Source organism: Cupriavidus sp. 22TCCZM01-5 (assembly GCF_057798915.1).
Map to the genome: position 1 here is coordinate 1 of NZ_JBYOJR010000062.1, position 19,339 is coordinate 19,339.

13 protein-coding genes are annotated in these 19,339 nt (G+C 64.6%); 1 reads left to right on the forward strand and 12 read right to left on the reverse strand.

Annotated elements, in window-relative coordinates:
* Nucleotides 1-177 precede the first annotated feature (177 nt).
* The 7 genes from AC3FNH_RS31820 to katG form a co-directional block, all read right to left on the reverse strand.
* Complete coding sequence (locus AC3FNH_RS31820) at nt 178-1,611, reverse strand: HDOD domain-containing protein (protein WP_488722918.1); 1,434 nt, start codon at nt 1,609-1,611, stop codon at nt 178-180.
* Nucleotides 1,612-1,619: 8 nt separating this feature from the next.
* Complete coding sequence (locus tag AC3FNH_RS31825; protein WP_488722919.1) at nt 1,620-3,401, reverse strand: putative bifunctional diguanylate cyclase/phosphodiesterase; 1,782 nt, start codon at nt 3,399-3,401, stop codon at nt 1,620-1,622.
* A 419-nt stretch (nt 3,402-3,820) separates the two neighbouring features.
* Nucleotides 3,821-4,270 carry a potassium channel family protein gene (locus AC3FNH_RS31830; protein ID WP_276100533.1) on the reverse strand — a complete coding sequence of 150 codons (450 nt, stop codon included), beginning with the start codon at nt 4,268-4,270 and terminating at the stop codon, nt 3,821-3,823.
* Between the two features lie 14 nt (nt 4,271-4,284).
* Entirely contained in the window at nt 4,285-5,325 is a 1,041-nt protein-coding gene (locus AC3FNH_RS31835) for a DUF2955 domain-containing protein (RefSeq protein ID WP_276100534.1), read from the reverse strand.
* Complete coding sequence (locus tag AC3FNH_RS31840; protein WP_276100535.1) at nt 5,315-6,457, reverse strand: HlyD family secretion protein; 1,143 nt, start codon at nt 6,455-6,457, stop codon at nt 5,315-5,317. The genes AC3FNH_RS31835 and AC3FNH_RS31840 overlap by 11 nt, the downstream gene beginning before the upstream one ends.
* Nucleotides 6,450-8,003 carry a TolC family protein gene (locus AC3FNH_RS31845; RefSeq protein WP_276100536.1) on the reverse strand — a complete coding sequence of 518 codons (1,554 nt, stop codon included), beginning with the start codon at nt 8,001-8,003 and terminating at the stop codon, nt 6,450-6,452. The genes AC3FNH_RS31840 and AC3FNH_RS31845 overlap by 8 nt, the downstream gene beginning before the upstream one ends.
* Nucleotides 8,004-8,331: 328 nt before the next feature.
* Nucleotides 8,332-10,518 (reverse strand): catalase/peroxidase HPI, encoded by a 2,187-nt coding sequence (gene katG / locus AC3FNH_RS31850; RefSeq protein ID WP_488722920.1) that lies wholly within the window; start codon nt 10,516-10,518, stop codon nt 8,332-8,334.
* A 394-nt stretch (nt 10,519-10,912) separates the two neighbouring features.
* Between katG and AC3FNH_RS31855 the strand changes: the two genes are divergently transcribed.
* A complete protein-coding gene (locus AC3FNH_RS31855) occupies nt 10,913-11,377 on the forward strand; it encodes a ferritin-like domain-containing protein (RefSeq protein ID WP_488722921.1) in 465 nt (154 codons plus the stop codon).
* A gap of 28 nt (nt 11,378-11,405) precedes the next feature.
* Here AC3FNH_RS31855 and AC3FNH_RS31860 read toward each other — a convergent pair whose 3' ends face one another.
* Genes AC3FNH_RS31860 through AC3FNH_RS31880 form a run of 5 tightly spaced genes read right to left on the reverse strand, consistent with a single transcriptional unit; the run spans nt 11,406 to nt 19,020 of the window.
* A complete protein-coding gene (locus AC3FNH_RS31860) occupies nt 11,406-11,864 on the reverse strand; it encodes a (2Fe-2S)-binding protein (RefSeq protein WP_276100541.1) in 459 nt (152 codons plus the stop codon).
* Between the two features lie 16 nt (nt 11,865-11,880).
* Nucleotides 11,881-14,148: a xanthine dehydrogenase family protein molybdopterin-binding subunit gene (locus AC3FNH_RS31865; RefSeq protein WP_488722922.1), complete on the reverse strand. Its 2,268-nt coding sequence runs from the start codon at nt 14,146-14,148 to the stop codon at nt 11,881-11,883.
* A gap of 7 nt (nt 14,149-14,155) precedes the next feature.
* Nucleotides 14,156-14,587 carry a hypothetical protein gene (locus AC3FNH_RS31870; protein ID WP_276100544.1) on the reverse strand — a complete coding sequence of 144 codons (432 nt, stop codon included), beginning with the start codon at nt 14,585-14,587 and terminating at the stop codon, nt 14,156-14,158.
* A complete protein-coding gene (locus tag AC3FNH_RS31875) occupies nt 14,535-16,460 on the reverse strand; it encodes a GMC family oxidoreductase (protein WP_488722923.1) in 1,926 nt (641 codons plus the stop codon). The genes AC3FNH_RS31870 and AC3FNH_RS31875 overlap by 53 nt, the downstream gene beginning before the upstream one ends.
* Nucleotides 16,461-16,491: 31 nt before the next feature.
* Nucleotides 16,492-19,020 (reverse strand): hypothetical protein, encoded by a 2,529-nt coding sequence (locus tag AC3FNH_RS31880; RefSeq protein WP_488722924.1) that lies wholly within the window; start codon nt 19,018-19,020, stop codon nt 16,492-16,494.
* Nucleotides 19,021-19,339: the final 319 nt, after the last annotated feature.

Here is a 19,339-nt window from a genome sequence, read left to right on the forward strand (position 1 = left end):
ACATTTGAATCTGGCTATAAGCGGACATTAGAATCTGGCGCCAACAGCGATGCTACGCATAATACGTGTTATGTTAAATTATAGAAAGTCCCATTGACCAATGAACAAGCCACGGCCGACCTCCAGTCGTAGGCATCTCACAGTTTCACCGTTCCGGCCCGCTTTCCCAGCTCACCACTATCGTTGTGGCGCTGACCGCAGGACAGCAGTCGCGATTTCCCCGGCCAGTTCGCCTGCCGCCGCCAGTTCGTTCTTGGTCAACCCGCCGGCAATCCGCGTTGTGCCCCAGTCGCCGCAGATCATGGCCACGCAACGGTTGCGCACCTTGACCGGAATCAGCAGCACCGAACGCGTGTCGGGCATGGCATCGCGATACCAGCGCGGAACGCGATGCGATACGGCCTTGTCGCTCAGGTCCTCGATCAGCAAGGGTTGCGGCGCAATCATCGCGAAATGGAACATGTCGGGAACGAAGCCTTCTTCGAACGACAGCTGATCGAGCTTGTCCCGCATGCCATCGCCGAAGCCCAGGCGCGCGCCAAAACGCTTGGTCGTCGGGTGCAGCAGCATCAGGAAACAATGCGAAAAATTCAGTGCCCGCATGGCCGACTCCAGCACTAGCGGAGCCAGCTGGGATACCGTCATCCCTGCGCCCTCCTGCCGAACTTCGCCGAGCGCGTGCTGCAGGCGCATCAACGTATCGGCACGCTTGCCGCCCTCTTCCGGCGCGCTGCGCACGCCTGATTCCTGCGCCTCGGAGCGCGCCATCGTTGTCATCAGCTTCCCGGCCTGCTGGATCGCTGCATTGACGTGGGGCGCCTCCAGCCCGAGCCTTTGTGCGTGTGCCAGCAGCGGTCCGAGCACAATTTCGTCCGGCTGTTCGGCCAGCATGGAGGCAGCTGCGCCGGATGACAGGCTTGCTACGGCGCCCAGCCAGTCGGCGTGGGATTCCAGCACGGTGTCATCGCCCAGATTGCGACCCAGCATGCCGTCCGCGATCAGCGTCGGCAGGCGCCACCGGAAGGCGGCCGCTTTCGCGATTTCGTCGAACGAGATGCCGATGACTTCGCGGCAGGCATCGCTTTCGCTCATGACACCATCCGCGCTCAGCTTGGCGATGCGGTCCCACTCATCCGGGAAATAGAAGATCACGACCAAGCGGCTGACATGGTGCATCAGCGTGCAGACGACGCCCTCTTCCCCACCCAGGATGCCCCGCGCATCGTTCAACGCGCGGGTGATCTCGCCTGCCATGATGGCCTGCTTGAGCGCCCTGCCTGCCTGCGGGCGGTTCGGCGCCACGCCCTGGAAAAAGTCGAGCACCTGGACGCCCAGCGTCAGGTGGGTGATCGTGTCCACGCCCAACACCATGATGGCGCGGGATACGGTTGTGACATCGCCGCCGAATGAACGGTACATGGCGGAGTTGGCCAGCCGGATGACTTTCTGGGAAAGACTGAAGTCCGACAGGACAGTACCGGCCATTTCGCCAATGCTCATGTCGTTGTTCAGCGTCTTGAAGACATTGTCGATGCAGTACTGCAGCGTCGGAAAGTCGCCCTTCTGGGCCATTCGGTCCCACAGTTGATCGAGGAACTGTTGCTTTGTCATGGTGTCGATCACGCGGACAGTGCGTCCTCGGCGTCGATCCGGAACCTGCCCTCGCGGACAGCGTCCTCGAAATCATTGGGGCTCATCGCCCGGGCGAACCGCCAGCCCTGTCCCAGCTCACAGCGCTGGGCAGCCAGCAAATCGCATTGCGCGTCGGTCTCGACGCCTTCCGCAATGGCCACCAGCCCGAGTTCGCGCGCCAGCGACAGCACGGCGGAGACAATGGTGCGGGCGTGCGGGGAATCCACCATGTCGGCCACGAAGCTGCGGTCGATCTTCAGTGCCGACAAGGGAAACCGGCGTAGATAGGACAAGCTCGAATAGCCCGTGCCAAAGTCATCGACCGCAAAGCGGATTCCCAGTGCCCTCAGTTCCGTCAGCAGATCCCCGGCGACTTTGGGGTCGGTCATCAGCGCGCCTTCGGTGATCTCCAGAACCAGCCGGTGCGGGTCGATGCCGGTATCGCGGATGGCACTGCGCACGCTGTCGACAAAGCCAGGGTGCCTGAACTGCACCGGTGACACGTTGACGGACACGTAGCCAAGCTCTACCCCGTTTGCATCCCATGCGGCCAGTTGCGCGCACGCGCAGCGTACCGCCCACGCGCCGAGATGATTGATCAGCCCATTGCTCTCGGCCAGCGGCACGAAGACCTCCGGCGAAATGGCGCCGCTGCGATGATCCCATCGCATCAGGGCCTCCACGGCGCAAACGGTGTCCGGGCCGACGCGGAAGATTGGCTGGTAGTGAAGGAAGAGTTCACCGTTGAGCACGGCCTCGAACAGGTCCTGCTCGATGCGGAACTGCTCGTTCAGCCGGCGATCCAGCTCCGGCGAATACAGGCAATAGCGGTTGTTGCCCTGCGCCTTGGCCTCGTACATGGCCCGGTCCGCCCGCCGCAGCAACTGTGCCTCGGTCTCGCGCACGCCCGAGGCAAATGCCAGACCGATACTGGTCGTGACACGAACCTGGCACCCGGCCAGGTGGAATGGCTGCCGGCAGACGCGCATGATCTGTTCGAGCATGCCGGCCGCTGTTTCCTCGGAGGTCACGTCGTGGAGCAGGATCACGAACTCGTCGCCCCCAAGCCGCGCTATGGTGTCGCGGGAACGCAGTGTACCCGCGAGGCGCAGGCTCAGCTCTTTAAGCAGGATGTCGCCAACCTCGTGGCCGAGCGAATCGTTGACCTTCTTGAATCCGTCGAGGTCCATCAGCGCAATGGCAAAGCGCCCGCGCTCGGTGGCATCGCACGCGAAATAAGCCTCCACCCGGTTGCGGATCAGCCCGCGGTTACCAACACCAGTCAGCGGGTCGGTGAGCGATTGTTCCGTCAGCCGATGTAGCTTCTGGGCCCATTTGGTGACATCGGCGCCAAACAGGAGTAACGATGCCTGGCCATCCGCGTTGACATGCCGGCAAACGCGCAGATCGATCCAGCGAGTACCCGTAATCGCGTTGGCAAAGCGAATCTCGGCCTGCTTGGGAAGACCGTCCTGGAAACAGGCTTGCAGCAGATGGGCGGCACGCTCGCGTTCATCAAAGGCAATAATGTCCTTGATCGACGCATGCAGCAGATATTCACGAGGAAAAGCGAGCAGATCCGCCGAAGCACTCGTGGCCTGCAGAATGTTCCCGGCTTCGCTGACCTGCAGTGCCAATCCGCCCCATGCTTCCAGCAGCGTCCAGGCATCCCTGTTTCCGGCAGGAGTCACTGCTCCCGCAACGCCGCCGGAACGAACCGGTTCCCGCGCGTTGCCTGCCTGAACAGCATCATACGTGAACGACGTCATGTGGTCTGTGGCCTAGCCTGTTTGGCGATTGCGCCTTGCCGATTCCCGGGGCCTGCGGTACCGCAGGGAAACCCGGTAGAAATAAAACATTAATGGTCCGGAAACACGACTTGCCGTCCTGAGTGTATCGACGGGAAGCCAATTCTATTACGGCCGCGAACGATCGCGCTTGAAAACAAGGAACGGCTTTGATATTCACAACGCCACCATCCTGCTTTACTAGAGCGAGGGGTAGACAAAACCCCTGATCTATGGATAGCGCCGATAACACGCCGCTTCAGCAAGGCTCAGGATTTCAGCAGGTCAGTGATTATCGGCAACCATTGCCTCGCCTTTAGATCCGATTGAACCGGACGATAGAAATTCTGGCAGTGCCGCCGGCCAAGCGGCTGCCTGGACAAGAGGCGACGACAACCACTTCAGGTCGCATCCTTGCGCTCTAGCCGCGCCGCGCTGTTCTTGACCACGTCCAATACCGCGGCAGTCATCACCGCAGTCGATACGCCGAACATCAGGATGCCGTGCGCGGCCTCGATCGGTCCCAGCAAGCGCCAGCGCTCGGACATGACAATGTCGCCGTAGCCCAGGGTCGAAAAATTCACCGCCGAGTGATAGATGGCCACCCAGGGATCCGTGAACTCGCCGAGCAGCAGGAACAATCCTGCCCAGACCGCCATCTGCGCAAAATTCCCGCACAGCGTGACCAGCATGACGACCGACAGCATGGCAACGTCCACCCAGAGCGGTTCGGCGCCCTTCCAGTCATTGCGAAAGCGGGCATAGCGGCGCAGGCACACGGCCACGACCAGTCCCTGAAGCAGCAGGCAGGCCAGCATGACCGGGACCGCGACCAACAAATGGAGGCGCATGGCGGACTTCCTTATCAAAGCACGGAGGACGAAGCGCTGCTACGTTGCTCAAGCAGTTCCAGCATCAGGCAGGCATATAGCGTTACCCCGATGAACAGGCCCATGCGGACGGCGAAAGCATGGTAGACATCCTTGCCCGCGGCGCTGTCTTCCACGGACTGGCCCAGCAGGATGATCAGCGTCACCAGCGTGTTGAGCCAGAAGCCCGGCGATAGCCGGCCCGGCGGCCCCGCAAAGAGCTTGCGCGCCAGCAGCAGCGCAAACAGGAGCATCCAGAGAAAAAACATCCACAGATGCACGAACAGGCCCAGGGCCCACCAGAACAAAATAGCCAGCAGCCCCCCGAGCAGCGTGGATCCAAGCAGTTCGCGCGCGGCCCCGCGTGCCGTGGTGCAGCTTTGCCGGCCGAGGCTGACGGCTTTCATGAGGATCGGCATATAGGCGGCCGGGTCACCAAGCGCGAGCAGGACGGGCGGCATGACGACAAGCACTGCGCGCAAGGCCATCCGGTTGGCATCACCTTGCGAGACTGGCGGCGCGCGCCGCGGCGCCGGCCTGGCTCCCGGCTCCGGAATCAGCGCATAACAGAGGGACAGGACCGCCACCGCCAGCAGCAAGCCCTTGACCAGAGCGGCGACAACGGTGAGGGCCAGGCCGATATCCGCCGTCCCCGCCACCGAGACCATGGTAAGCCCGGCCGCCAGGAAGGTGCCGACCAGGCTGTTGCCGCCACGCAAGCCATGGCGAAAGGCCAGGAACAGGCCAAGCGCTGTCATCAGCACGCCGCTGAACGGGGACTGGCGCAGGAACGGGACGATCAGCAGGCCGCTCCCGGTGGCCAGCATGGCCACCAGCGCCAGACCCACGCCGGCCCGGGCGGGCAGCGGCCGGTCGAGCGAGGCGAGCACGAAGGCGCCGATCACCGGGGCGACCATCGGAATCGGCCAACTCAACCCGAAGCTGGTGGCCAGGCAAAGCGCGGTGCCGATGGCCAGCCGCAGCGCCCGCCGTCCGCGGACACCGATTGCGCCGGACACGGCAGCATCAGTAGACATAGGACAGCCAGCTCATCGCATGCAGGAACAAGCGGCCGAGCGGATTGAGGGGGTTCCCTTCGGTCGGGAAGGCCATGACTTCGGCCTGCCCGCCCACGCGAATGCCCTTCAGCGTCGCCAGTTCGCCTTTGTCGATCTCGACGACCACCGGAAAGCGCTGGGCCGGGCGCAGCCAGTCGCGGCTGTTCTGGACGGTCGGCAGGCTGCCCGGCGGCGGACTCTGCCCAGCGCTGACGCCGTAGCCGATGCTGCGAACGCGGCCCGCGAGTACCCTGCCAGGCAATGCGTCCAGCACGATTCCCACCGGAGTCCCCGGCTCGACGTGGCCAAGATTGTTCTCCGTCAGGTCGGCGCTGATCCAGATGTCATGGATCGCAATCAGCGTCATGACTGGATTGCCGGCGGCGGCATACAGGCCGGTTTCGGTGCGCAGGTCAGTGATCAGGCCGGCAGTGCGTGCGCGCACCTGGGCGTTGGCGAGGTCGAGCTCGGCTTTCTCCAGGGCGGCCGCCGAGCTGCGCATCTTGGCGTTGTCCTCTTCGCTGCCGCCCTGCTGCTCCCGCGCACGCTCAACCTCCGCGCGGGCCGCGTCGACCTGGCTGGTGGCCTGCGTGTGGGTGGCCCGCGCCACCTCGAGCCGCCGTATCGATACGGTGCCGGGATCCTCGCGGTACAGGCGCTCAAGGCGTTCGCTATCCTGGCGTGCCTTGACCTCGTTAGCCTGGGCCGCGCGCAGCGCGGCCTGCGCCGACGCGATGCCCGCGGTGCTCGCGCCAATCTGCCTTCGCATTGATTCCAGGTCCGCGCGCGCGCGGTCCGCTGCAATGCGGTATTGCTGCGGATCGACCTCGAACAGCACGGCGCCTGACTGCACGTCCTGGTTGTTGTGCACCAGCACACGCGTGACGCGCCCGGACACCTCCGGCGCCACCGGGACGACGTAGGCCTGTATGCGCGCCTGCTGCGTGTAGGGCGTATAGCGGTCGGCGAACAGATACCACGCGAGGCTCACCATGATCAGCGCCACCACCCACCTCGTGCCCTTGCGCGCGGGATCTGCCGGGGACGCTGGTGACGGCGCCGGAGTGGGTGTCGGAGTCGGTGTCGGAGTCGGTGGAACGGCTTCACTCATCAGTTCTGCCTCCCTGCAAGGATGAGCGTTTACCAGCTGGCTCGCTCGTTGCCTCTTCGATCAGTCCGCCCCAGTCGGTGCGCTGCTCCATCTGCTGCCGCGTCGCCGCATCGATGAGCGGCTGCCCGGTTTGCCAGCCGCCGCCGAGGGCCTTGTACAAGGCGATGAGATTTCCCACGGCCGTGCTGCGGTTGACGAGGTAAGCATCCTGCTGGGCAAACAGCGCGCGCTGGGCATCCAGCACGCGCTGGAAATCCGAGTACCCCTCGCGGAACAAGGCATTGGCCAGGGTCAGCGAGCGGTTGGCGGCCGTTGCCGCCTCTCCCAGGATCGCCTCGCGCTCGAGCGCCTTGATCAGCCCGCTGGCGGCGTCGTCCGCTTCGCGCGCGGCCTGGCGCACGCTGTCCTGGTAGGCCACGATAAGCTGCTGCAAACGGGCATCCTGTATGCGCACGTTGTTGCGGATGCGCCCGTAATCGAAGATGTTCCAGCGCAGGCTCGGCCCCGCTATCAGCACAAAGCCGTTCGGTGTGCCGGGCAGCGAACTGGCCGACCAGCCGATGCTGCCGAGCAGGGTCAGGGATGGATAGAGATCGGCCTTGGCCACGCCGATCAACGCCGATTGCGCGGCTATCTGCAGTTCGGCGGCGCGGATGTCCGGGCGGCGCAGCAGCAGGCTGGCCGGGACATCCTGCAGCACGGCACGGTCGATGAGCGGCACTATGCCCTCTTTCTCCGGCAGGTCCAGCAGTTCATGCATGGGCGCCGGCGGGCGGCCGATCAGGATCGCGAGCGCATTGCGCGCATGCAGGATCTGGCCTTCCAGCTCGGGAATGCTGCTCAGGGTGCCAAGGTATTGCGTCTTGGCCTGCTGCAGGTCGAGTTCGTCGCTCTCGCCCCCCTTGAACAACCGCTCGGTGATTTCGAAGCTGCGCTTTTGCAGCCGCGCATTCTCGCGGGCAATGCGCAAGCGGGCCTGCGCCGCGCGCAAGGTGAAGTAAGTCTGGGCCACCTGCGCATGCAGCAGCACCAGCACGTCCTCATGGTTGGCGCGCGAGGCAAAGTAGGCCGCATCCGCGGATTCGATCGCGCGGCTGAAGCGCCCCCAGAAGTCCAGCTCCCAGCCAACGTCCACCCCCGCGCTGTACTGCCAGACGCGGCTGGTCTGGACCGTGGCCGCCGATTGCCGGCTATGGACGTAGAGCGCTTCCGCGCTGGCCTGCTGGACCTGCGGGTAGCGCCCGGCCAGGGCAATGCCCAGCTGGGCCCGGGCCTCGACCACGCGCAGCCCCGCGATCCTGACACCGGCGTTGCCGGCGTCGGCCTCGGCAATCAGCCTTTCAAGGATGGGGTCGCCAAAGACTTGCCACCACTGGCGCAGGTCCGGTTGCTGCCGCTGCTGCGTGGTTTCCTCGAGCGCGGCAGTGCTCCACGATTCGGTCCACGACTCGCGTTGCGCCTGAAAGTCCGGGCCCAGCCGGACACAGCCGCCAAGCAGCAGCGCCACCGACAGCAACGGACCAGCCAGGCGGGCCCTCGACGACATGGTCAGGAGCGAACGACGGTTGCAACAGGCTTCCGGTGCGGGCCCGGTGCTCCGGCGCGCAAAAGCAAGGCGCCGTCCCGCCCCCCTGTGCCAGGCAAGCCCGGGGGGATCGTCATTGCCGAAGCGGGAACCTGCGGCATACGAGTCTCCTCTGCGAAATCGCATGTGACGATTCGATATACACGGCAATTATGGTGCGCTATCGCGATTTCAGCCATCGGGCGTTCGTCTTAGGCGCAACACCGTTGCGAAAACAGGGCGCCAGAGAAGAAAACGGCCAGTCTTGCGACCGGCCGTTTTGCAGGACACCGATGTCGTCAGCCGACGCTCAGCCGTTGGCAACCTCGAAACGGTCCAGGTTCATCACCTTGTTCCAGGCCGCGACAAAGTCCTTGACGAACTTCTCCCTGGCATCCGAGCAGCCATAGACTTCGGCCACGGCGCGCAGCTGCGAGTTGGAGCCGAAAATCAGATCGACACGCGTTCCGGTCCACTTCAGCTTGCCCGTTGCGCGGTCGTAGCCCTCGAACACGTCCTTGTCATCCGCCACCGGCTTCCATTCCGTGCCCATGTCGAGCAGGTTGATGAAAAAGTCGTTGGTCAGCGTCTCCGGTCGATCGGTCAGGACACCGTGCTGTGTCTGTCCGAAGTTCGTGTTCAAGGCGCGCATGCCACCTATCAGCACCGTCATCTCGGGCACGGTCAGCGTCAGCAATTGCGCCTTGTCGACCAGCAAGGTTTCGGCCGGGATGGCGTACGTGCCCTTCAGGTAGTTACGGAATCCGTCGGCAATCGGTTCAAGCACCCGGAAATTCTCGACCTCGGTCTGCTCCTGCGCGGCGTCCATGCGCCCCGGCGTGAACGGGACCTTGACGTCGTAGCCGCCCTGCTTCGCCGCTTGCTCGATGGCGGCGCAGCCGGCCAGCACGATCAGGTCGGCCAGCGAGACCTTCTTGCCGCCGGTCTGGGCGCTGTTGAACTCGCTCTGGATTTTCCCAAGGGTCTCCAGCACCTGCGCGAGCCGGGCCGGCTGGTTCACCTCCCAGTCCTTCTGCGGTGCGAGACGGATGCGAGCGCCATTGGCGCCGCCACGCTTGTCGGAGCCGCGGAAGGTCGAGGCCGAAGCCCAGGCCGTCGACACCAGTTGCGAGATTGGCAGCCCGGCCGCCAGGATCTTGCCCTTGAGGGCGGTAATGTCCTCATGGTCGACCAGCATGTGATCGAGGGCGGGAATAGGATCCTGCCAGATCAGTTCTTCGGCGGGGACCTCGGGGCCGAGATAGCGCGCACGTGGGCCCATATCGCGGTGTGTCAGCTTGAACCACGCGCGGGCGAAGGCATCGGCCAACTGCTCCGGATTCTCGTAGAAGCGCCTTGAGATCTTCTCGTAAGCCGGGTCAACCCGCAGCGAAAGATCCGTGGTCAGCATGGTCGGCCCGCGCCGCTTGGACGGGTCGAACGGGTCCGGCACGGTGTTGGCGCCTGCGTCGCCTTTGGGCTTCCACTGGTGCGCGCCGGCCGGGCTCTTCGTCAACTCCCATTCATAGCCGAACAGGTTCTCGAAGTAGCTATTGCTCCACTTTGTTGGGGTGGTCGACCAGATCACTTCCAGACCGCTCGTGACGGCGTCGCCGGCCTTGCCGGAACCAAAGCTGCTGCGCCAACCCAGGCCCTGTTCTTCGAGCCCGGCGGCTTCCGGTTCCGGCCCCACATGGGACGCCGGTCCGGCGCCGTGGGTCTTGCCGAAGGTATGGCCACCGGCGATGAGCGCGACCGTCTCCTCGTCGTTCATGGCCATGCGGGCAAAGGTCTCGCGGATATCCACGGCCGCCTTGGCAGGATCCGGATTGCCGTTCGGGCCTTCCGGATTCACATAGATCAGGCCCATCTGGACGGCAGCCAACGGGTTTTCCAGGTCGCGCACGCCGGAGTAGCGCTTGTCGGCCAGCCACGCGGTTTCGGAGCCCCAGTAGACGTCCTGGTCCGGCTCATAGACATCTTCGCGCCCGCCACCGAAGCCGAACGTCTTGAAGCCCATCGACTCCAGTGCGACGTTGCCGGTCAGCACGATCAGGTCGGCCCACGAAAGCTTGTTGCCGTATTTCTGCTTGATCGGCCAAAGCAGCCGGCGCGCCTTGTCCAGGTTGACGTTGTCAGGCCAGCTGTTCAGCGGCGCAAAGCGCTGCTGCCCTGAACCCGCACCACCACGGCCGTCGCCGATGCGGTACGTGCCGGCAGCATGCCAGGCCATGCGGATGAACAAACCGCCATAGTGGCCGAAGTCCGCCGGCCACCAGTCTTGCGAGTCGGTCATCAGCGCCGTGAGATCCTTCTTCACGGCCGCAAGATCGAGACTCTTGAATGCTTCGGCGTAGTTGAATCCCTTGTCCATGGGATCGGCCAGGGAAGAATGCTGGCGCAGGATCCCCAGGTTCAGCTGATTGGGCCACCAGTCCCGGTTCGACTGCCCCGAGCCGGCGGCGTGGTTGAACGGACACTTCGATTCGGTCGACATGTGTTGCCTCCTTGGTTCGTATGCACCCAGATCGTTCGTTATTAGATCGCTTGCTCCCAACCGCGGCTCCGCCTTGGAGCCCAAGCACTGCCCTGAATAGAGTACTGTTTCTCCACACCGGGCGGAAATAGGTTTACTTCATGGCTGAAAAAGAAAAAAGCTAAGGCGACTTCCTATCCCATTCCTTGCTGCCTACGTTCATGACGGACATTTCACCGCGTCCAGGCGAGGCGCGCATGCCGGTCAAGAACCAGCAAGGGCGAACAGTGTACGCCCGCCGACTAGAATGAAACAGCCCGCCAGCGGAAGCATCCAAGCGGCCGCCCATAGCCCTTGGCCGACGGCGGTACTGCCGCAAAAGTCCCGCCAATACCACGCTGCAGGGAGGATTGTCATGACGGAACTCGATAAAGACAAAGTCGTCGGCGTGCTGAATCAAATACTCGAAGCCGAACTTGCCGGTGTAGTGCGCTATACGCACTATTCCTTCCTGGTGTTCGGCTTTGGGCGCATCCCGATCGTGTCGTGGCTGCGCGAGCAGGCCAACGAATCGCTGCTGCATGCCCACCAGGCGGGGGAATGGGTCACGACCCTGGGCGCCTACCCGTCGCTCGGCATCGGCAAGCTGCTGGACAGCCATACTTTCGATATCGGTTCCATCCTGCGCGAATCCCTGGCGACGGAGATGCTGGCCCTGGAGTTGTACCGCGAACTGCTCGGGCTGGTCGAAGGCCGCTCGGTGGCGCTGGAAGAATATGCGCGCCAGCAGATCCAGGTCGAGGAGCTGCATGCCGGCGAGGTCGACAAGATGCTGCGCAAGCCCGGACAGTCGGCGACGGCGCAGTCCAGCCCGGGCTGAGCTCCGCGGCAGCCATGCTGCCATACGCTCACGGCGCCTGCCCGGCCGCCTTGTGGATCGCCGCGCGGATGCGCGGATAGGTGCCGCAACGGCAGACGATATTTCCCAGCGCCGCGTCGATGTCCGCATCGGTCGGCTTCGGCCTGGCCTTGAGCAGCGCGCAGGCGGCCATGATCTGCGCGCTCTGGCAGTAGCCGCACTGGACCACGTCGACATCGAGCCACGCCGCCCTGACGGCGTCGGCTTCCTTGCCCTGCACCCCTTCGATGGTCGTGATCTTCGTGGCCGGGCGCAGCTTCGACATGGGCAACTGGCAGGCGAGTTCGGCCTTGCCATCCACATGCAGCGTGCAGGCCCCGCAGATGCCCACGCCGCAGCCGTACTTCGTTCCGGTCAGCGCCAGTTCGCAACGCAGGATCCAGAGCAGCGGCATGTCAGGTTCGGCATCCACGCTGACCGGCTTGCCGTTTACGTTCAGGGTCGCCATGGGGTGTCCTCCTCGACTAGGCGAGCTTCAGCGGCAGCGCCCGCAGGCGCTGGCCGGTCAGCGCAAACAGCGCGTTGGCCACGGCCGGTGCAATCGGCGGCGTGCAGACTTCTCCCGCGCCCTGGGGCGCCTCGGCACTGGCAATGATGTCGGTCTGGATCGCAGGGCAATCGGCCATGCGCACGACCGGGAAGTCATGGAAATTCTTTTGCTCCACGACGCCATTCACGAAGGTGATCTCCTGGTACAGCGCGGCGGACAATCCGAACACAATGCCGCTCTCGGCCTGTTGGCGGATCAGGTTGGGATTCACGGGCGTGCCGCAATCGATCACGCAGAACACGCGATGGACGCGGATGGTCCTGTCCCCCGCGACAGATACCTCCGCGACCTGCCCGACGATGCTCCCGTACGACTGGTGCAACGCCACGCCGCGTGCGCGCGCGATACCGTCCGCCGCGCGCACGATCGGCTTGCCCCAGCCAGACAAGGCTGCCACGCGCTGCAGCACAGCCAGATGCCGCGGATGCCCGCCAAGCAGGCTGGCACGGAACGCCACCGGATCCTTGCGCGCGGCCGCCGCCATCTCGTCGAGAAAGCACTCCGTGAAGAATGCCTGGTGCGAGTGGCCGACCGAGCGCCAGAAGCCCACCGGAATGGGCAGCTCGACATTCGTATGGGAAACCCGGGCCGCCGGCCACGCATAGGGCTGGTCATAGGCGCCCTCCGCCACCGTCTTGTCGACCGGAATGCGAGGGAAGCCAAAGTCGCGCGCCAGCATCTCCGGTACCACGGCCTGGCCCGCCGAACGGGCGTGCCAGCCTACCAGCCGACCTTCGCCATCCAGGCCGGCCCGCAACCGTGCCACGCAGGCGGGCCGGTAGAAGTCGTGCGCCATGTCCTGCGAGCGCGTCCAGATGGTCTGCACCGGCCGCCCCTTGACCTCGCGCGCGATCGCGGCGGCCTGCGAGACAAAATCGGCCTCCAGGCGCCGGCCGAAGCCGCCGCCCAGCATCATGACCTGCAGGTCCACCTGCTCGGGCCGCAGCCCAAGGACACTCGCGGCATGGGCGCGTGCAATGCCGGGCACCTGTGTCGAAACCCAAACCGTTGCCGCGTTGTCCTCGTACTGGACCGTGCAGTTGATGGGCTCGACGGCACCGTGCGCGAGATATGGCGCCCGATACTCGGCGCTGATCACCTTCGCGGCGCCGCGCAGCACCTCGTCCACATCGCCACGCGTGTAGTAGTCGTGGCCGTCATTGCGATCCAGTGCCGCAACCATGCGCGCCATCAGCCTGGCACTCGACGCGCCTGCTGCCGGGCCGGGATCCCAGTCGACCTTCAGGGCGTCCAGCGCCCGCATCGCGCGAAAAGCGTTGTCGGCGACGACCGCAACGCCGCCAGTGCCTCCGTCGAAAGGCGGCACGACGAACGCCTTCACGATGCCGCGCTGCGCCAGTGCGGCGCTGACGTCGGCATGCTTTACGCGACCGCCTACGGTCGGGCACATGAGGACGCTGGCGTACAGCAGCTTTTGCGGCAAGGCATCGATGCCAAAGCGTGCGGACCCGTTCGTCTTTGCTGCCGCATCGAGCCTGTGCAGCGGCCGCCCGACCAGGCGGAACGCGGACGGGTCCTTGAGCCGCACCTTGTCCGGCATCGGCTGGCGCCCGGCGGCGTCGACCAGCTCGCCGAATGTCACGGAACGTCCGGAGCCATGCAGCACCTTGCCGCCTTCGGTGCGGCACTCCGACCCGGCCACGCGCCAGCGCTGCGCCGCTGCGGCTACGAGCATGGCCCGCGCCGAGGCGCCGGCCTCGCGCATGGGCATCCACAAGTCGCTCAGGCCGGAGGACCCGCCGGTGGCAATCTCGCCGATCTCGCGCATCAGCTTGCGCGTGAGCTGGTCCGAGATGCGGCGGACCAGACCATGATCGTCCGGACGAAAAGGCAGTCCGTCCACGACCACCTGAAGGTTGTTGAAGATCCTGTCCGGCGGCGCGTTCTCCACGCGCACGCGGCTCCAGTCGGCATCGAGTTCCTCCGCCAGGATCATCGCGAGGCCGGTATGCACGCCCTGCCCCATCTCGGAGCGGCACATCATGATGGTGACGCTGTTGTCCACGTCGATCTTGACCCATCCGTTCAGCGCGGTTTCGGCGCCGTGGGTCGGCAGCGGCGCCGACGTAGCCAACCGCTGTCGCACGGGCAGCACGGTCCAGCCGACAACCAAAGCGCCGATTGCACCGATACCGCCAAAGACGAACGCTCTGCGCTTCATGGCGGGATCAGAATTCCAGGCAGAAATCGATCAGGCGCGCCTTGTCCCAATACACCTTGCCAAGGTACACGCCTGGCGCGATGCAGCGTATCTCGTCGCGTATCCAGTGCGCCACCAGCGAGGTATCGGAGTAGTCGAGCACGATGCATTCCTTGTGGTCAAGCCAGCTGTCCGCCTTGTAGACCTTGGCCAGGATGGCCTCCAGCCCGAATGGCGTGATGCGGTTCTTGAGCACGCCGCGGCTGGCATCGAATACCTTGCCCTGCCACGCGAACAGGCTGACCATGCGCGCCATGCTTTCGCTGAATACCGTACCGGGCGAGATGATGGCGGTGCCTTTCGCCTCGCCGTTCGGGATATCGCCCGCGGGGCTCTCGCGGAACAGGTCATCCAGTTCGGCCTGCTGCATTTGCAGCAGCTTGTGCACGTCGTAGGCCATGGTGGTCTCCTATCTCGAATGGCAGCGGCGGCGTTGCCTGTGCCGCGGCCAGCAGTACTTCGGCAGCCTTCTCGGCCATCATGTAGATGGCGCTCACGGGAAAGAAGCCAGGAATGCGCGGAAACGCCGAGGCATCGACGACGCGCAGACGGCGCGTGCCATGCACGCAGAAGCTGCTGTCCAGCACGCCGCCCGCCGCGCGCGCGCCGATCGGGCACGAGCAGGATGCATGGTGGCCCCAGGCGTTGTCGCGGATATAGCCGGCCAGGTCCTCATCGCTCTGGATATGAGCGCCCGGCAGTTCTTCGTGCGCGATATACCCCTGCTCCGCCAGCGGCTGCGCGAGGCCCCGCACAAAGCGGATCGCACCGATCAGCGCGCGCATGTCCTCGCCTTTCGGGTCGTCGGCGCCGTCGAAATACCGGAAGTCGACATCGGGCACGTCGCGTGGATCGGCCGAGCGCAACGACACGATGCCGGCGCGGTTGCGCGTGTGCGCCTTCAGGATCGCCCACGTCAGCATGTTGTCGTTCTGCGCGAAGACCTTGGAGTAGCCCGGGTAGTAGCCGACAAAGCGTTCCAGCAGCGCCATGCAGAAGATGTCCGGCACGGGCATGCGCCGGCCCGAGCGGCGGATGACCGCCGTGGCCACGCCGTTCGTGGTGTAGACGCCGTCGCGCGAATCGAACCAGCGTCGGTACGGCGCGTCGTCGCGCACGAACCTCGCGCCCTGGAGCACCTCCCATGAGCGCGACATCCGGTTCACGACGCCGATCTCATAACGGTCCTGCAAATTGCGGCCGACCCCTGGCAGGTCCACCCGCACCGGGATGCCATGTTCGCGCAGATGTCCGGCTGGCCCGATACCGGACAGCATCAGCAACTGCGGCGTGTTGAATGCGCCGCCGGCGAGGATCACCTCGCGCCGCGCGCGGACCAGGCACCGCTCGCCGAGCTGTTCGTTCGGCTTCACGTGCGCTTGATAGAGATGCCGGCCCTTCAGGTATTCCACGCCGCAAGCGTTGCCCTGGCCGTCGAACAGTACGCGCGTAGCCAGTGCATCCGTTTCGATATGCAGCATCGCCGGATGCCGTTGCGCCACGTCGAGCAAGCGTTCGCGCGTACCGTGGCGCGCGTGGCGCTGCGTGGTCAGCGGTGTGTAGCACACGCCGTGGAAGCAGCGCCGTCCCCACAGCCGCGAATTGGGATCTCCCTGCCAGCGGATCAGCCGCAGCCACGCGCGCAGGCGCCTGGGCACGCTGCGCGCGGCCAGCTCCATGGAACCGATGATGACGCGGACCAGCGCGTCATCAGCCAGCGCTTCCAGCGGCATTGCGCGTTCCGTGTGCAGCCAGCCGCCCCAGCCGTGCAGCGTCGGATCGAGGCCGAAGCGGCGCGCGAGGTTCCAGAGCGGGCGGTGACGACATCGCTCGACGAGCTTCGCATACCGGCGCATGCGTGGCGCCGTCCAGGACGGGTCGCCGGTCAGGTCGGCTATATAGTCCCAGTCCGCATCGTGGGGATACAGGAAGATCAGGGCGTTATGCGCCGTGCAACCGCCAAGCGTGCCCGCGCGCGGGTACAGCACGCCGGACGGGCCGCATTTGGGATCGCGGCGCTGCTGGGCGTCATCGGCATAGTGGCGCACGAAGAAATTCCACGCCATGGCCGGATTCTCGCTAGCGCAGGCGTGAAAGCCCGGCACGTCGTAATCCTCGGGCATACATGACATCTCATGCGCGCGCGCATCGCAACCGGCTTCCAGCACGCACACGCGCATGCCAGCCTCTGCGAGGCGCGCGGCCAGCGTACCGCCGCCAGCGCCGGATCCGACGACTACGTAGTCCCATTCCGTTTCATCTTGCCCAGACATAGCCCTCCGCCACGTCGTCGGCCTTGGATTATCAAAACGTCTTCAGGAAGGCGATCAAGGCCCGCTTATCGTCATCGCTCAGCACAGGCTCCTTGCCGAACGATCGCTCGTCGGCGCTCAGGCCGTCCTGGTTGTTGAATTCGGCAGTACCGAAATAGTGGCCGCGATTGACCACGAAATCCGGGCACTTGCTGAGCGACAGCATCGGCTTGACCACATCCGCATAGATCTTTCGCAGGTCGTCGTCGGTCGCGCCTTCAGGTACCGATGCAAGGTCTCCCTTGAGCTTCACCAGCAGCTTGAGCACCTTGGCCGCGTGGTCCGCCTTGGCGACCGGATCGGATGTCTCCGACAGCGGCTGCAGGTTCGCCAGCAGGTTCACCGGCATCCGGGCCGGCGCCGGGCCGATGGTCACGTCGCCACCCTCGCCCACCAGCCAGGGCACCCAACGGTGGAGCAAGCCCTCCATGGGCCGCAGCGCGTCAGGCACAAAACCGACCGGAATCTTGATCTCGCTGCGCTCCGTGGTGCGGTCGATCACGCCCGGCACTTTCGTGCCGAGCACAGTGTCATGGGCACGCTTCTCGGGCCAGAGAAGCTGTTCGATCGATGCGTCGAAGACCTGCATCCGGCTCTTGACCGAAGGATCGCTGCTGAATGGCCCGAGCGTATTGTTGAGCAGGAACGGCGCCGTCGACCAGATGCTGATCAGCGACGGCACACGCGTGTAGCCGCGCCCGCCGGCCGGCATGCGGTACTGCCAGCGCTCGGCCGTGAACGGGTCGTGCAGCGTCACGGTGCCCACGGACGGCAGGCCCTTGTAGGTCTGCGACGAGAAGTTGTCCCAGATATTGCCGCGGAGCGCATTGGTGGCCAGCGGGCTGCAGATATTCGTGCGCAGCAGCGTGGCCGGCACGCGGACATCGCTGGACAGGTAGTTGTTGGCAAGGAAGTCCGGCGCATTGACGATGTCGCGCATCTTTGCCTTGTACTCATCGGTCTGGGTCCATTTCCAGTAGCGCTGGAAGCAAGCGATGTATTTGTCGCCGCCGCAGTCGCGCATCTGCAGGTCCGCCGGCGGTGGTGGCCCCTTGCTCGAATGGCAGCGCGCGCAGGTCTCGGCGAACACTGTCTTGCCGCGGTTCAAGAGGCGGCCCCCGTCAGGCGTGGCCGGATCGGCAAGGTAGGCGTTGCCGCCGGGCGCATCGGCCAGGTGGTCGGCCGGGGTCGATTTCAGCAGGAATGCGGCCAGATTGAACGATCCCGCCTCCGTTGCGCGCCAGTACGAGGAATTCTTCTGTGCTACCGCGATCTCGATCGGCGAAATCGACTTGCCGCCAAGGATCGGATTGAAATGCAGCAGCCATTCCTCGCTGAACAGGCCGATGTTCAGGTAGACACGATTGAGCGCCCCGAGGACGCCGACGGAATCGGCGCCGTCCTTGAGGACGTGTGGTGTCCAGACCGTATCGGGCGCCTTGAAGAATTCCGAAAGCGGTCCAGTCTGGACGAAATCGTTCAGCTGCTTGTTGTTCTTCTCCCCGCCTGCGATGGTTTCCTGCCCGATCCGCCTGGCCACGCCCATCCGCGCCATCAGGTCGTAGAGCGCGTTCATCGTGCGCGGGTTGTTGATGTTGTCGGTCGAGACCAGCGAGGTATCCATCGCCCCTGGCCGGAATGTGTGGACCAGCTGGAACATGAAGTTCTGCTTGCCTGCGGGTGTTGAAGCGTTGTGGATGAAGAGCCGGTCGACCCACATGTACTGCGCCCCGACCGTGGAGCTCAGCTCCGCCCACTGCGGATGCTCGGGATCGGCTGGCGGATGGATCGGGCTCGGGCCAATGTGGCAGAACCCGCATGACATCCCCACGCGGTAAGGCCGCACGAGATCGGCCCGGTTGTAGTAGGAAGGATCGGTGTAGTAGCGCTCGGGATCCCAGGCCTTGGCCGCCTTCTCGTCGAATGCGGGATTCGGGAACAGCCGCAGCCCGACAATGCCGGTCGGATAGCCATAGTACGAACCTACGGGCAGCTTCTGGCCGTCCGGGAAGGTCGCGCCGCGCGCACCGGTCTTGACGCCGGGGTACGCCTGCTCGTTCTCGAACGGGTCCGCGGGGCAGTCCTTGCTGCGCTGGTCCAGCCACAAGCCAAAGCGCTGCGGATTCGGTCCGGTTGGCTTGCTGAAGCATGGCTCGTTGAGCAGACCGAGATAAGCCCAGCGGTTGTCGCGTGAATAGCCCTGGCTCGGATGGGAGCTGATCGACTTGAGCAGGTCGAACGCGCCGAACGTGTAGTTCGTCATCGCGTCCCAGAACCGGTCGTTGCCACCGGTCCACACGATCCACATATTGCGGCCCTGGATCTCTTCCTTCGTCAGGGACACGCCACGATCCATGTCGTGGAAGTAGTCGTCGGCAGCATGCCGGAACGATTCGGCATTGCGGCCGGCCTGCTGCGCTTCGTCCTGGACGTGGCCGGCCTTGGGCCTTGAGCAGCCACTTGCGAACAGCGCGGCGCAGAACACGGCCGACCAAAGAATCGACTTGCTGTGCAGGTTCACCGTCGTCCCTCCCCGACCGGATGGTCTATCACAGCAGCGTGGTGCGCTACGCACGCCGTTGAGTACAGATAAACCTAGAAATGACGTGAGGAGAAGTCAAGGTTATTACTGATCTACAACGCTATTTTTGCGACGGTGAGTTCGACGATGTTTCCGACAGAGATAAGCAAGGAGATACATCAGGGAGTCAGCCGATGCGGCGCGGGTGTCACCTGCGCGAACCGCCGCCCCAAAGCAAAAACCCCTCGCAGCACATGCTGTCGAGGGGTTTTGCATTGTAAGAGCCTGGCGATGACCTACTTTCACACGGGTAATCCGC

What these genes read in the sequence shown, in the direction of transcription:
- AC3FNH_RS31820 (WP_488722918.1), bottom strand. Translation starts at nt 1,611, where the DNA reads ATGACAAAGCAACAGTTCCTCGATCAACTGTGGGACCGAATGGCCCAG.
- AC3FNH_RS31825 (WP_488722919.1), bottom strand. Translation starts at nt 3,401, where the DNA reads ATGACGTCGTTCACGTATGATGCTGTTCAGGCAGGCAACGCGCGGGAA.
- AC3FNH_RS31830 (WP_276100533.1), bottom strand. Translation starts at nt 4,270, where the DNA reads ATGCGCCTCCATTTGTTGGTCGCGGTCCCGGTCATGCTGGCCTGCCTG.
- AC3FNH_RS31835 (WP_276100534.1), bottom strand. Translation starts at nt 5,325, where the DNA reads ATGTCTACTGATGCTGCCGTGTCCGGCGCAATCGGTGTCCGCGGACGG.
- AC3FNH_RS31840 (WP_276100535.1), bottom strand. Translation starts at nt 6,457, where the DNA reads ATGAGTGAAGCCGTTCCACCGACTCCGACACCGACTCCGACACCCACT.
- AC3FNH_RS31845 (WP_276100536.1), bottom strand. Translation starts at nt 8,003, where the DNA reads ATGTCGTCGAGGGCCCGCCTGGCTGGTCCGTTGCTGTCGGTGGCGCTG.
- katG (WP_488722920.1), bottom strand. Translation starts at nt 10,518, where the DNA reads ATGTCGACCGAATCGAAGTGTCCGTTCAACCACGCCGCCGGCTCGGGG.
- AC3FNH_RS31855 (WP_488722921.1), top strand. Translation starts at nt 10,913, where the DNA reads ATGACGGAACTCGATAAAGACAAAGTCGTCGGCGTGCTGAATCAAATA.
- AC3FNH_RS31860 (WP_276100541.1), bottom strand. Translation starts at nt 11,864, where the DNA reads ATGGCGACCCTGAACGTAAACGGCAAGCCGGTCAGCGTGGATGCCGAA.
- AC3FNH_RS31865 (WP_488722922.1), bottom strand. Translation starts at nt 14,148, where the DNA reads ATGAAGCGCAGAGCGTTCGTCTTTGGCGGTATCGGTGCAATCGGCGCT.
- AC3FNH_RS31870 (WP_276100544.1), bottom strand. Translation starts at nt 14,587, where the DNA reads ATGGCCTACGACGTGCACAAGCTGCTGCAAATGCAGCAGGCCGAACTG.
- AC3FNH_RS31875 (WP_488722923.1), bottom strand. Translation starts at nt 16,460, where the DNA reads ATGTCTGGGCAAGATGAAACGGAATGGGACTACGTAGTCGTCGGATCC.